8 protein-coding genes are annotated in these 13,317 nt (G+C 73.1%); 4 read left to right on the top strand and 4 right to left on the bottom strand.

All coding sequences use genetic code 11. The features are described from left to right. Positions 1-34: 34 nt before the first annotated feature. From WMF24_RS33935 to WMF24_RS33920, 4 genes are all read left to right on the top strand, one after another. A complete protein-coding gene (locus WMF24_RS33935) occupies positions 35-1,372 on the top strand; it encodes a Stp1/IreP family PP2C-type Ser/Thr phosphatase (RefSeq protein ID WP_437731588.1) in 1,338 nt (445 codons plus the stop codon). Between the two features lie 184 nt (positions 1,373-1,556). Next, positions 1,557-3,104: a hypothetical protein gene (locus tag WMF24_RS33930; RefSeq protein ID WP_437731587.1), complete on the top strand. Its 1,548-nt coding sequence runs from the start codon at positions 1,557-1,559 to the stop codon at positions 3,102-3,104. Between the two features lie 63 nt (positions 3,105-3,167). Continuing rightward, entirely contained in the window at positions 3,168-4,655 is a 1,488-nt protein-coding gene (locus WMF24_RS33925) for a hypothetical protein (RefSeq protein WP_437731586.1), read from the top strand. 5 nt (positions 4,656-4,660) lie between these two features. Next, entirely contained in the window at positions 4,661-5,605 is a 945-nt protein-coding gene (locus tag WMF24_RS33920) for an RluA family pseudouridine synthase (protein ID WP_437731585.1), read from the top strand. Between the two features lie 69 nt (positions 5,606-5,674). Here the strand turns inward: WMF24_RS33920 and WMF24_RS33915 are convergent, their stop codons facing one another. From WMF24_RS33915 to WMF24_RS33900, 4 genes are all read right to left on the bottom strand, one after another. Further along, positions 5,675-6,595 (bottom strand): M23 family metallopeptidase, encoded by a 921-nt coding sequence (locus WMF24_RS33915; protein WP_437731584.1) that lies wholly within the window; start codon positions 6,593-6,595, stop codon positions 5,675-5,677. 121 nt (positions 6,596-6,716) lie between these two features. Continuing rightward, positions 6,717-9,017 (bottom strand): CapA family protein, encoded by a 2,301-nt coding sequence (locus tag WMF24_RS33910; RefSeq protein ID WP_437731583.1) that lies wholly within the window; start codon positions 9,015-9,017, stop codon positions 6,717-6,719. A gap of 943 nt (positions 9,018-9,960) precedes the next feature. Continuing rightward, a complete protein-coding gene (locus WMF24_RS33905) occupies positions 9,961-11,952 on the bottom strand; it encodes a hypothetical protein (protein WP_437731582.1) in 1,992 nt (663 codons plus the stop codon). Positions 11,953-12,124: 172 nt separating this feature from the next. Then, a complete protein-coding gene (locus tag WMF24_RS33900; RefSeq protein ID WP_437731581.1) occupies positions 12,125-13,198 on the bottom strand; it encodes a hypothetical protein in 1,074 nt (357 codons plus the stop codon). Positions 13,199-13,317 lie beyond the last annotated feature (119 nt).

The raw sequence follows: 13,317 nt of genomic DNA, 5'->3' as shown, positions 1-13,317 counted from the left end.
TCCTCCCGCGCCCTCGGGTAGCCTGCCCGAACCGATGGGCCTGTCCGAAAACATCAGGTTTTATGCGGCCACCGATGTCGGCCGCATGCGGGACCACAACGAGGACAACTACCTCGTCGACAAGAAGCTCGCGCTCTTCGTGGTTGCCGACGGCATGGGCGGACATGCCGCGGGCGAGGTCGCGAGCGCCCTCGCGGTCCGCATCATCCACGAGGAGCTCAAGAAGGAGCGGGACCTCATCGAGAACCAGGCGCGCAGCAACGTGCGGCGCGCCGCGATGAAGGAGGTCCTCAGCCTGCTCGAGCACGCCGTCCAGCGCGCCTGCGCCCGCATCCACGAGGAGGCGAAGGCCGACGCGACGAAGCGCGGCATGGGCACGACGCTCTCCGCGCTCCTCATCGCCGGATCGCACGGCTACATCGCCCACGTCGGCGACAGCCGCATCTACCTCCTCCGCGAGGGCCGCATCCAGCAGGTCACGGAGGACCACACCGTCTACAACGAGCTGATCAAGCGCGGCAAGCTCACGCGCGATCAGATCGAGAAGGTCGCGCAGAAGAACGCGATCACCCGCGCCGTCGGCGTGTACGAGCGCGTCGAGGTCGACACGCTCACGATCGAGGTGCTCCCGGGCGACCAGTTCCTCCTCGCGTCCGACGGGCTCCACGGCTACATCGCGCACACCGCCGAGCTCGAGCCGTTCTTCGAGGAGGAGAACGGCGAGGCCGCGGCGAACGGCCTCATCGATCTCGCGAACAGGAAGGGCGGCAAGGACAACATCACCGCGGTCCTCGTGCGGCTCGGCGCGGGCGACCACCGCGACAGCGTCCGCGCCCGGCTGCTCGCCCTCAAGCGCGACGTGCTCGCGAAGATGCCGCTCTTCGCGCGCCTCCACGAGCGCGAGATGCTCCGGGTCATGCAGGTCGCCGAGGTGCTCTCGTTCGAGCCCGGCCAGGTCGTCGTGCGCGAGGGCGACCGCGGCGACGAGCTGTTCATCGTGCTCTCGGGCCTCGTCCGGATCGTCCGCGGCGACGCCGTGCTGAGCGAGGTCGGCCCGGGCGAGCACTTCGGCGAGATGGCGCTCATCCGCAGCATGCCGCGCTCGGCCACCGTCTCGGCCGTCGAGCAGAGCGAGCTCATCGCCGTCCGGCGCGCCGACTTCTTCGAGATCCTCCGCAAGGAGCACGAGCTGGCCGTGAAGCTGCTCTGGCAGTTCCTCGGCGTGCTCGCCGACCGGCTCGATCAGACGTCGCGCGACCTGACGACCGCCCGCGAGGAGCTCGCGGCGGAGGACATCACGAGCGAGATCTTCCCGGACAGCGAGGAGGGGAAGAGCCCGTTCGCCCCCGAGGAGCGCGCCTCCGCGCGCTGATCCGCCGCGCCGCGCCGCGCCCGCGCCGCGCCCGCGCCGGCCGAGCGATTCGCAGATTGACACCCTCCGGCCCCGGCCGGTAGCGTCCGTCCGACGGATCACCATGAGCATGCACGGCAGAAGGTACGGCGAAGGCCATCTTGCTCGCGTCGCCATTCGCGTGGCCCATCGCGCGGCTGATCGCGTGGACTGCGGCCCGGCGCTCGCGCCGCTGGCCGCCGCGGCGGTTCTCCTCGCGGCGTCCCCCGCGGCCGCGGACGAGCCGCGGAGCGCCACCGAGCCGCGGCTCATGGTGGAGACGGGCGAGATCACGAGCGTCATCGACGCCTTCGACGACGGCGACAACTTCGATCTGAACTTCAGCTTCGGCTTCGAGTACGCGAGCAAGAGCGCGAAGATCCGCCGCGAGACGAGCATCGCCTCGCCGGGGCTGTCGACGGGCGGCTACACGTCGAACCTGCTCAACGTCGCGAGCTACAGCGAGGCGACGTCGAAGTTCAACATGCGCCTCGACGTCGGCGTCTACCGCGACCTCGCGCTCTACCTCAGGATGCCGCTCATCCTGAGCCACTCGCGCGAGCTCGCCGACCTCGACGGCAGCGCCGCGAACCAGGGCGTCGCCCTCGCGGGCGCCCCGGGCGAGCAGCTCTTCTCGCTGCCGTTCACGTCGCCGACCCGGAGCGGCATCGAGTACCTCGCCATCGGCGCCGACGTGAACATCATGAACCAGGCGCGCGACCGGACGAAGCCGACGTGGCTGTTCGGGATCGAGGGGCGCTTCCCGGTGAGCGAGCCGATGCACGCCTGCACCGAGTCGCCGAAGAGCGGGCAGGTGAAGTGCGCCGATCCCACGGACATGAACCGGAACGGCCTGAGCGACGGTGAGTTCGAGGGGGAGCGGCTCGCGCAGCGCGAGCCCGGCGTCTCGCGCGGCACCATCGGCCTCGAGGTGCACACGTACCTGTCCAAGCGGATCAAGTACGTCGAGCCCTACGGCGGGTTCAAGGCGCTGTTCGAGTTCCACCAGGAGTCGAGCGACTACGGCCTCACCGACCTGCAGACGTCGCTCGTGAACCACCCGCCGCTCGTCGGCACCGTGATGCTCGGCCTGATGATCATCCCGTGGGAGAACCGCGAGAAGTTCACCGGGCTCACGTTCGATCTGCGCTTCACCGGCGAGTACCACTCCGAGGGGCGGGACTACTCGGAGCTGTTCGACGCGCTCGGATCGAGCGACGCGGGCACGCTGCGGCAGCCGCAGTGGGCGGCGTTCCGCGCGAACGAGGCGTACAACGAGGGCACGTGCAGGATGACGAGGGACCCGCGCGCCTGCACGCCGTCGGTCGTCGATCAGGGCTCGCAGCGGACGTACTTCACGGGGCTCAGCGACGTCCAGCCGTACGGCTCGTACCGCGGCTCGGCGAGCGTGACGTGGAAGGCGGCCGAGCTCGTGAAGTTCCAGCTCGGCGTCGGCTTCCGCCACGATCAGGGGCACGGCATCGGCGGCGATCAGCCGTGCAACTCGGCCTTCAAGAACAACGGCCTCGGGGGGGCCGGGCCTTGCCGCGTCCCGAACGCCGACTACGCGCCCGGCAGCCCGGATCCCGCATACTTCCCGACCGGCAGCCCGAACCCCAACTACCGCCCGACCATCAACGCGATCGGCCGTCGCTTCTATGTCAACGACAGCAACACGTTCGACATCTTCGCGAGCGGCACGTTCATGTTCTGAGCGCCGCGCCGAGCGGCGGCGGCCGTTGCGGCGAGCGTCGCCGGGGGCCGAAGCAGCGACACCATGATCGAGCCCTGGCATCTCCGCGGTCGCGCGCTCGCCCTGGCGCTCGCCGCGGCGCTGCCAGCGCTCGGCGCGGCGCTGCCGGCGTCGGCCCAGCCCGCGGACGCGACGTCGCCCGCGCGCCCCGGACAGCCCGCCGCGGGCGCCGGGCATTCCGCGGGATCCTCGCGAGCGACGCCGGCGGCGAGGCCGACCGTCGTGCTCCCGACCGCGCTCGCGCCCGAGGACGCCGAGCGCGCGGCGCCGCTCGCGAGCGCGCTCGACGCGCTCCTCTCGGACACGGCGCAGGACCTCGGTCTCTCGGTGGATCTGGCCGATCGCTCCGCGTCGAGATCGCGGCCCGACGAGGCCGAGCTCATGGAGCGCGCGCGCGCGAGCGACAGGCTCTTCATCGCGCCGAGCCTCGACCTGCGCGGCGACGACGTCGAGCTCCGGCTGGCGCTCGCGTCCGGCGGCGCGCGATCGCTGCGGGTGCGCGTCGAGCGCGTCGCCCGGGACGAGCTCGCGGTGCGCGCCGCCGTGATGCTCCGCGACCTCGTGGCCGAGCTCGACGGCGGCGCGAGCGCGGCCCCGCCGCGCGACGAGGAGGCGCCTTGCTCCGAGCGGTGCCGCGGGCGCCTCGCCACGCCCGCGCGCAGCCTCGGGAAGGCGACGCTCGCGGCCAACGCGACGCTCTACGGCGGCCTCGTCGGCTTCTCGATCCAGCGATCGAGCGGCTCGGACGACCCGCGCCTCCTCTACCCGCTCCTCGCGGTCGGCGCCGGCATCGGGCTCGGCGGGGCGATCATCATCGCGGAGGAGTGGGACGTCGGCGTGGCCGACGCGTGGTACCTCGGGTCCGGCACGTGGTGGCCGACGATCGCGGGCCACCTCATCTACGAGGGCCGCTTCGCGGAGCACGCCGCGGATCCGGACCAGGAGCGCTGGGCCTCGGGCCTCATCGGCGGGACCGCCGGCATCACGCTCGCGGCGCTCGGCCTCTCGCTCGGGCGCATGTCCGACGGCGGCGCGCTGCTGGCGCAGTCGGGCGGCGGGCTGGGGCTCACGCTGGGCGCGCTCGTCGAGTGGGCGGCGCGCGGCGACGTGAACCGGACGCCGATCGCGGGGATGGGCTACGGCGCCGCGCTCGGCTGGCTCGCCGCGGCCGCGGCCGCCACGCAGCTCGACATGACAGCGTCGCAGGTCCTCACGATCGACGTGGGCGCGCTGCTCGGCGGCCTCGGCGCCGCCGCGCTCGCCAGCCCGCTCGTCTTCGAGTCCCCGACGCAGGGCCAGCAGCGGGCCTGGGTCGGCGCCGCCGCCGGAGGATTTCTGCTGGGGGCGGGCATCACGTGGTACGTGACGCGCCCCGCGTTCGCCGGCGCCCGCGGCGCGCGCCCCTCGTGGAACCGCTTCGGCCTGCCCATGATGGGAGTGATAGGAGAGAGCGTGGTCGGGAGCCGGCGGGCGCCCGCGCTCGGCCTCGGGTGGCAGGGGGCGATTCCGTAGGAGCTATGAAGATCACGATCACCGAGCTGGATGCAGGGACGCGCCTCGACAAGCTGCTCGTGCAGGTGCTGCCGGGGCTGGGGCGCGCGGGCGCCAAGCGGCTGTTCTCCGAGGGGCGCGTGCGCGTGCACGGGGCGGGGAAGGGCGGCGCCGGCCGGCGCGCGTCGAAGGGCGACGTCGCGGTGGCGGGCGAGGTGCTGGAGGTCGACGTCGAGCCGAACGAGGCCTCCGGCGCGGCGACGCCGGACCCGGACGTGCCGCTCGACGTGGTGCTCGAGCGCGACGACCTCGTGGTGGTGAACAAGCCCGCCGGCATGCCGACGGCGCCGCTCGATCCGGGCGAGCGCGGCACGCTCGCGAACGGCCTCGTCGCGCGCTACCCCGAGATGGCGTCGATCGGGTTCTCCCCGCGCGAGCCCGGGCTGTGCCACCGGCTGGACACGGACACGAGCGGCCTCGTGCTGGCGGCGCGGACGCCCGCGGCGTTCGCGGCGCTCGGCGCCGGGCTCAAGGAGGGGCGGCTCGACAAGCGCTACCTGCTGATCTGCCAGATCGGCGATCTCCCCGAGATGGGCTCGATCGAGGTGCCGCTCGCGCCGCACCCGAAGGACAAGAAGCGGGTCTACCCGTGCATCCACCCGCGCGACGTGGCGCGGTACGCGCCGCGCCCCGCGGCGACGATGTACAAGCGCGTGCGGCAGGTGGGGTTGTGGGAGCTCGTCGAGGCGCGGGCCCCGCGGGCGCTGCGGCACCAGATCCGCGCGCACTTCGCGTCCGTGGGGCACCCGCTGGCCGGGGACGTGCTCTACGGCGGGCCCGCGGTGGAGGGGCTGGGCCGCCACGCGCTGCACGCGCACTACATCGGGTGGGGCGGCACCGACGCGGTGCCCGCGTTCGTCGTGACCTCGCCGCTGCCCCCGGACATGGCGGCGCTCGTCGGCGAGGGCTGATCGGCGCCGCGCTCGCGCCACCGCCGGGCGCGCCGCGCCGCTTCCGGGCGCGCCGCGCGCTCGCCCCGCTCAGGGCAGGCTCACCTCGACCTCGTGGCCGTTCACGTCGCGCGCCCGCGCCGTGATCCGGAGATCGTCGGCCGACGCCGTCCCGTCGAGGTTGCTGAACCGGAACGCGATCACGTACGCGGCCGAGGACGTGTTGAACTTCGCCGGCTCGATCCGGATGCCCTCGAGGCTCTCGTCGTCGATGATCGCGGCGTCCCCCTCCGCCGTGTATTTCCGGTTCCACTCGTCGTAGTTGATCGCCCGCTCCTCGATGATCTCCCCGGTCGAGCGGTTCGACGTCGCGACAGCGACCTCGAGGAGCCCTGGTGCGATCCCGGGCAGGGTGGCCTCGACCTCGACCGAGACGCTCGACGTGGAGTCCTCGTCGGTGCGGCGCACGGCGATCGCGGGGGGCAGCCCGCGCGGCGCCGGGAGGAAGCGGAGCGGGTGCACGCAGTACACCTTCTCGGTCCCTCCCTCCCGGATCTCGAAGTGCAGGTGGGGGAACAGGCTGCTGGCCGCGAGGCCGGTGTAGCCGATGTGCTGCCCGCGATGGACCTGCTCGCCGGGCTCGACGAGCGGCATCGTCAGGTGGACGTACGTGCTGAAGAAGCACGCGGCCGCCCCGTCGCAGTGCTCGATCTGTATCACGACGTCATCGAAATCGTCGTAGCGCCCGGCGCGCGTCACCCGGCCGTCGCCGACGGCGTACACGGGCGTTCCCATGGGGGTGGGGATATCGATGCCCCGGTGAAAGTCGTAGACGCCGTCGCGCGACGTCTGCAGGCGCGGGCCGAAGCTCGACGACATCGGCTGCATCTCGTCCGTTCCCCCGATAGGCCACACGAGATCGGGGCCCTCGGGGTCCGAGCCGCAGCCGGCCGCGATCGCGGCGAGGGCCAGGAGGGTCGCGAGATACGATGGCTTCCGCGAGGGCTTCATGGTGGCGGGTCCGTGGCGCGCGGGCGCGGTGCAGGTGTCGAGTCCACGGCGCAGCGCCGCTCGCGGATGATACCGGAGCCGCGCACACGCGTCGAGGCGGCGGGGCCGTGGGCCCGTGTCCTCAGGGCGTCGCCGGGGCCAGCGTGTACGACCTGTGCGTCGTCGTCACGCCGAGGCTCGTGAGCGCCGGATTCGTGGCGGTGCAGCGGACGAAGCTCCAGTTGTTCGGCGTCGGGAACGCGAACCCGAGCGAGCCGTCGGCGATCGTGCCCTCCCACTCGATGAGCGACACGTCGTCGAGGAACGTGTTGGCCTCGCCGCTCGCCGGCGGGGCCGCCCTGAAGTAGACCCGCACCGAGCCTGCGTTGGTCGGCGGGGTGAGGTCCACGGTGAACCGCTGCCAGTCGTACGTGCCGGCCGCGCGCGTGTACACGACGCTGTTCGACAGGCTCGCCCCGCCGCTCGTGTACCAGTAGACCTGCGCGCGGAGCTGCCCGGCGTTCTCCCCCTTCAGGTACCCCGTCACGGTGAGCTTGCGGCCGGGCTCGAACTTGACGCGGTTGTTCATGTAGGTCGACACCTCGGAGGTGCTGCTCGACTTGCGCAGGAACACCATCGCGCCTGTCCCGCCGTGGACGACGCTGTTCTGGATGTAGCGGTATTCGCTCATCGACCACATCGACCCTTCGTGGAAGGTGTCGTCGACGTCGCCGTCCTCGAAGTCGCCGTAGAGCATGATCTCCCGGCCGTAATCGCAGCTCGCGGCGGCGCTCGTCCGGAGGGCGGCGAGCGAGTCCGACGCGTCCGAGCGCACGTGCGCGACGGGCCCGGTGCTGCGGCTCGCGAGCGGCACGCTCCGCGTCTCGAGCCGATCGCTCGTCGCGTACTGCGCCGGGTCGCTCACCGCGGCGGCGCGCGGGCCGCTCGCGAACACGACCGCGCCGGTCAGGCCGTCCGCCGCGTCGCCGGGCGACGGCGCCGCGGGCAGCGTCGTGGAGAGGTGGCCGATGTGGCGGATCGCGCGCTCGAGCCAGGCGCCGCCCACGAGCTTCGGCACGTACTCCTCGTTCTGGAACGGGATGAGCTGCACCCGGTGCACCGCGCGGGTGCCGTCCGCCGCCTGGTCGACGTCGACGACGGCGAGGTAGGACTGGTAGGTCTCGAAGATGTCCTGATCGAAGACCATGTTGCCGAGCGACATGAAGACGAAGCGCGGGCCGGCGCCGGCGTCGTACAGCCCGACGCCGTGGATCGTGTGCGGGTGGTGCGCCACGACCATGCCGGCGCCCATGTCCACGAGCTGGGTGAACCGCCGCCGCATGATGGACGTCGGGTAGTCGCTGTACTCGGAGCCTCCGTGCAGCACCGGGATGGCGAAGCGCCCCACCGCGTCCGTCTGCATGAAGTCGCTGATCTGGGTGAGGCCGAGCTGGAGCGAGCCGGCCTTGGGCGGGGGGCCGTCGGCGGCGTTGAGGTTGTACTCCGTCAGCGCCGTCCCGCCGCTCACGAGCTGGTTGAACCCCTGGAAGGCGACGTCGACGCCGCGGATCGTCCGGTAGAGCACGCTGCCCTTCGCCGTCGCCTCGTCGACGCCGGCGCCGAACCAGTCGAGTCCGGCGTTCGGCACGGCGCTGAGCGTGTCGGTGACGCCTCCCTCCAGGTAATCGAACATGTGATTGTTGCCGAGGCTCACCCCGTCCACCCCGGAGAGCGCGAGGGCCCTGACCGTCTCGGGGTAGGAGAAGAACGTATACGATTTGTACGGGTGCGGCGTCTCGGGGTTGGCCGTGACAGGGCACTCCAGGTTGACCTGGGTGTAGTCCGCCGACGAGAGGACGTCGCGCAGGAAGGAGAGGATGGCGCGCGCGTCCGCCTCGCGGGTGTCGGGGCGGATCAGGTCGCCTTCCTCCCCCTCGACGCCGTCGGCGTCGCTGTCGACGAAGCGCCGCCCGAACATCGTGTCGCCCCCGACGAGGATCCGCGCGCGGCCGGGGCGCTGCACGGTCAGGACGACCTGGCCGACCCCGGCGGCCGCCGCGGAGAGCGGGCGGTGCAGATCGGCGGGGATGATCTCGCTGTAGTACCCGTCGGCCTCGACGCGCAGGAGGACCGAGCGCCGCGCGAGCGCCTCCAGCGTGAACGCGCCCGCGTCGTCGGTGAAGGCGATCTCGCCGTGGTTGACCGCGCCGCTCCCCCAGCCGATCGCCGTCACCTCCGCGCCCGCGATCGGCGATCCCGCCTCGTCGACCACGACGCCGGTCACGTCGATGGGCGTCGCCGCGTACGTCGCGTCGAACGCCGCCTCGGCGGTGTCGAAGCCATACGCCGCCAGGGCGTCGCCCGCGGCGAGCGAGGCGCAGATCGCCGCGCCCGCGCACAGCGATGAGGACGTGAATGTAGGGATGACGCGTCTTCTTGCCATGATCGCTCCCGGTCTGTTGGGGCCTGTCCGAGGACGGCCAACATCAAGAGATGACGACGGGGCCCGAGCAGAGCTCCGCCGGGGCCGGCCAGGCATGTGTAAAAATGCCGTGTGACCGTACTCCGTCGTTCCTCATCAGGCCGATGCAGGGTCTACGAGCATCGAACTCAGCCCTCGCTGTGGAGACAGCGGGAGCGCCGACCCATGCACGATTCGATCCGTTCCTGCGCTGTGCTGTGCGACAAAGATGATCAGCTCGAGACTATCATGATCGGGTCGGCTCTCGCTATACGCATCGAGTGGTGCGTCCGTGTTTTCTTTGGCTGTCGGCTGGCGGCTGTCGTCTGTCGTCGCGGCCCGTGTCGGATGGGCGGCCTTGTCGTCGTGTCGCCCTCGTCGCATCGTCAGATAACGTCGCTGTCGTCTCTTTCGTGTGGGGGCGCGGGCAGGCACGGCGCGCTGCGGCGATGCGCGCCGGCGTCGCACCTGGACACACTGACTTGGCTGACCTGGAAGAGTGCCAGTCGCGAGAAATCCGGAGCTTCGCGCCGGAACGGGCTCTCCACGGCTCGCTGGCGCGGGCGCGGCGAACAAACCGTGATTTGCCGCTATTTTCTCCGTTGTCAGAGAGCGGAAACTCGGTATCATCGCTCGTTTGAACGTCGGCGCCCGTCGCGCGGAACGTAAACGGCTCTCCTGACGATGCGCGCGGTGTCTCGCCGTCGGGGCCGTGAGCGCGAGGAGCGCGCTGCGGATCCGTTGTAGTCGGCGCCGTCCCTCGCCGCGCCCCTCGGGGCGTGCCCGGTCGCGCGAGGGGGAGGCTCGCCTCGTGTCAGGAGGCGAGGCGCGTCGGGTGCGGCGGGGAGCGGCTCGCGGGGAGCGGGAGGAGAGACGCGCCCGGTACGGCGAGGAAGGGCGCGCCCGGGCTCAGGAGGCGTGGGCGCTACGCGGCGGCGGAGATCGCCTTCTTGCCGGGGCGCGGCGCCCGGGTCGCTCCGGGCGAGCCGGCGCCCTGCGGCTTCGTCGGCGTGGCGTCCACGGGCGGGGTGGAGACGGCGCGGACGAGCGCGGCGGCGATGGACGCCGTCATGCGGGCCGTCGGCAGCCGCGGCGCGAACGCGAGCACGCGCTCGCCGGGGCGCCGGCCGCGCGACGAGCGGCCGCTGCGCGCGAGCCGCTCGACGGCGCGCTCGCAGGGCGAGCCCGGGGTGACGCGCAGCAGGACCTCGGGCAGCCCGATGGCGCCGCCGGCGCCGGGCGCGTAGACGACGCCGACCTCGATCGCGACGAAGCCGGGGAGGGCGGCGCGCGGGGCGAGACCGAGCCGGAGCTCGTCGGCGTCCGGGCTGCCGTCCGGGATGCGGAGGCGGCCGACGACGCGCAGCTCCGTGGCCGCCGCGGCGCGGGCCGCGGCGCCCGCAGACGCCCTGGCCGCGGCGCCCTTCGACGCGGCGCCCGCGGCGCCCTTCGACGCAGCGGTGGGCGCCGCGCTCGCGGGCACCTTCAGCGTGCGCCGCACGCGCCGCGCGACGTCGCGCAGGAACGCGACCGGTCGCGCCGCCGGATCGGGGGGGAGCTCGGCGAGGCGGCCGGTGCAGAAGATCGCGAGCAGCGCCGTCGCGTCGAGCGCGAGGAGGTGCGCGTGGTACGGCGAGGCGCCGGCCACGGCGTGGACCCCCGCGCCGAGCGCGGCGAGGAGCGCGACGAGCAGCGCCTTGCCGGCGCGCGTCGAGACGTCGAGGTACACGCCGCGCACCCGCGGCGGCTCGCGGAAGGCCTCGGCCTCCGCGACCGGGAGCCACTTGCCAGGGCGGCGCAGGGCCCCGCCGGCGCGCTCCGGGCGGGGGGTGCGGTGCGCGGCGAGCGCGGTCGCCACGGCGACCAGCGCGGCGCCCGCCGTGCCGTCCCGGAGCAGGAGCTCCAGCGCGACGCCCGCCACGAGCGCGAGCCCCGCGAGCGCGGCGCGCGGCGCGAGCGGGATCGGGACGAGGGGCCGCGGCTCGACGCCCGCGGCGCGCGCGAGGCGCTCGTGCTCGCGCGCCTTGAGCGCGACGAGCGCGCTGTAGAGCGCGAAGAGGGCCACGCCGGCGGCGATGTAGAGCGTGCGCCCGCGGTCGTGGCTCGAGGCCGCGGCGCCCGCCAGCCGCCCGAGGGCGTCGGCGCCGGGCGCCGCCGCGGCGGGCGCGGGCTGGAAGGCGCGCGCGTCGGCGCGGACCGCCCAGCGGAGCGGCTCGCTCTTCGGGGCGTACGGGCGCAGCAGCTCGAGCTCGTCCTTGTCGAGCGACCGGCGCAGCGTGGAGAGCGTCAGCGGCGCCTCGAGCCCCTCGGCGGCCGCGTCGCCGGCCTCGTCGACGCGCGGCTCGTCGGGCGCGGCCGGGACCTCGACGGTGAGCCGCGCCGCGTCGTAGCCGTCGTCCCAGAGGGGGCCGGTCCACGTCACGCGGGCGCTCGGGCCGTCCTGCTGGATGAGCCCCCGCTTCATGAGGTCGGTGCGGTAGCGGAAGAAGAGGACGAACACCCCGCGGCTCAGGCCCTTGCCGTCGAAGCGGGCCCGCAGCGTCGCCGTGCGGCGCGCGCCGTCCTCGCGCGGGCGGAGGTCGGGCGGCAGGAGCTCGATGGCGACCGGCGTGGCGTCCGTGAGCGAGCTCGCCTGCGCGGCCTTGAACGGCACGGCGTAGCTGCCCTGGTCGAGCTCGGCGTCGGGGTCGACGCCCTGGATGTCGAGGGCGCGGAGCGGCCCGCCCGAGATCTTCAGCGTGACCTTGTGCTCGACCCGGGCGGTGCCGGCCCGGTCGATCGCGAGCCGCACGTCGTCCCCCGCGACGTGCACCTCGACCCACGCGCGGGCCGGAAGGGCGAACGCGATGGCGAAGAGCGCCGCCAGGAACGGGAGCAGCAGCGCCGGCCCGGGGCGGCGGGCGATGCGTGAGGGCATGGTGCAGACGTCCCACGGCGCCGCGCGCGGGGCCAAGTTCTGTGGCCGGCGCCGGTCGGCCGACGCCGCGCTGCGCGCTGCGCGCCGGTCGGTCGACGCCGCGCGCCGCCTCCCACCGCGGCAGGTGGCCGCGCTTCCCCCCGCCCTGCCGATCAGGGCGCAGCGGATGCGGTCAGTACGCGACGCCGAGCGAGAGCGACCCCATCAGCTTGACCTTCCCTATCTTCTCGTAGAACACGTACGCGGAGTTGCCCGCGATCACCTCCGCCGGAGGCGCGAGCGCGACGCCGATCCCGAACCCGCCGGACATGGCGAACCCGCCGTCGCGGCCGAAGATGTTCGTGCTCCCGATGATGAGGCCGAGGACGGCGCTGCTCACGTCGCGCTTCCCGGCGACCGACGGGATGCGGGGAGAGGGGGTGTAGACCGCCTCGAACGACTCGTAGCCGAAGCGCCCTTTCACCCAGAACCCCTGGAGCGCCTTGCCCTCGACGTAGACACCGACGTCGGCCGCCAGCGCGTATCCTGTCGTGTCGATCCTCGCGTCCTCGAGCGAGCCCCAGATCCACGACGGGGTGATGCCGATGGTGAGCGGCCCGAGGACGGCGACCTCGCCCTCGAAGGTCGCCCTTCCGAACAGCAGATCCAGGGCATTGTAGCGGACCGACCAGCGGCAGCAGGTCGCCTCGGGCGGCTTCGGGGGCGGCGGCGGCCCTTCCGGCAAGGCGTAGCCCGGACCATAGCCGGGCGGCTGCTGGGGATAGCCCTGCGGAGGATACCCTTGCTGCTGGGGATAGCCCTGTTGCGGGTACCCCTGCTGGGGATAGCCCTGCTGCTGGGGATAGCCCTGCTGCTGGGGATAGCCCTGCTGCTGGGGATAGCCCTGCTGCTGGGGATAGCCCTGCTGCTGGGGATAGCCCTGCTGAGGATATCCTTGCTGCTGTGGGTATCCCTGCTGCTGAGGGTAACCCTGCTGGGGATACCCTTGCTGGGGATATCCTTGCTGCTGAGGGTAACCCTGCTGAGGATATCCCTGCTGCTGCGGATACCCGGCCGGCGGCTGGGCGGCCCCGCCGGGCTGCCCCTGGCCCTGGGGCAGCGGCGGAGCGGGCTCTTGCGCTGCCGCCGCGGGCGCGAGCAGGAGCGCGCCGAGGCCGAGAAGGACACCGCAAGCTGCCGAGCGCGGAGCCGCCCTGGAGGCGGGCGCGCGCGCGGAGCCCCGACCCGTGCTGAAAGCGCAATCCATGGCGGGGGACTGTACCGAATCCCGAGCAGGCCGGCCATACGCGCGCTGCGGACCGTGCGCTGCGGACCGTCGCCGCGCTCGCGCGCGCGATCGCCTGCCTGTAGTCTTCCCGCCCCCCG

Source organism: Sorangium sp. So ce1335 (genome assembly GCF_051521615.1).
Classification (GTDB): Bacteria; Myxococcota_A; Polyangia; order Polyangiales; family Polyangiaceae; genus Sorangium.
This window is presented reverse-complemented; position numbering and strand designations above follow the sequence as displayed.

What these genes read in the sequence shown, in the direction of transcription:
- WMF24_RS33900 (WP_437731581.1), bottom strand. Translation starts at nt 13,198, where the DNA reads ATGGATTGCGCTTTCAGCACGGGTCGGGGCTCCGCGCGCGCGCCCGCC.
- WMF24_RS33935 (WP_437731588.1), top strand. Translation starts at nt 35, where the DNA reads ATGGGCCTGTCCGAAAACATCAGGTTTTATGCGGCCACCGATGTCGGC.
- WMF24_RS33915 (WP_437731584.1), bottom strand. Translation starts at nt 6,595, where the DNA reads ATGAAGCCCTCGCGGAAGCCATCGTATCTCGCGACCCTCCTGGCCCTC.
- WMF24_RS33925 (WP_437731586.1), top strand. Translation starts at nt 3,168, where the DNA reads ATGATCGAGCCCTGGCATCTCCGCGGTCGCGCGCTCGCCCTGGCGCTC.
- WMF24_RS33920 (WP_437731585.1), top strand. Translation starts at nt 4,661, where the DNA reads ATGAAGATCACGATCACCGAGCTGGATGCAGGGACGCGCCTCGACAAG.
- WMF24_RS33910 (WP_437731583.1), bottom strand. Translation starts at nt 9,017, where the DNA reads ATGGCAAGAAGACGCGTCATCCCTACATTCACGTCCTCATCGCTGTGC.
- WMF24_RS33905 (WP_437731582.1), bottom strand. Translation starts at nt 11,952, where the DNA reads ATGCCCTCACGCATCGCCCGCCGCCCCGGGCCGGCGCTGCTGCTCCCG.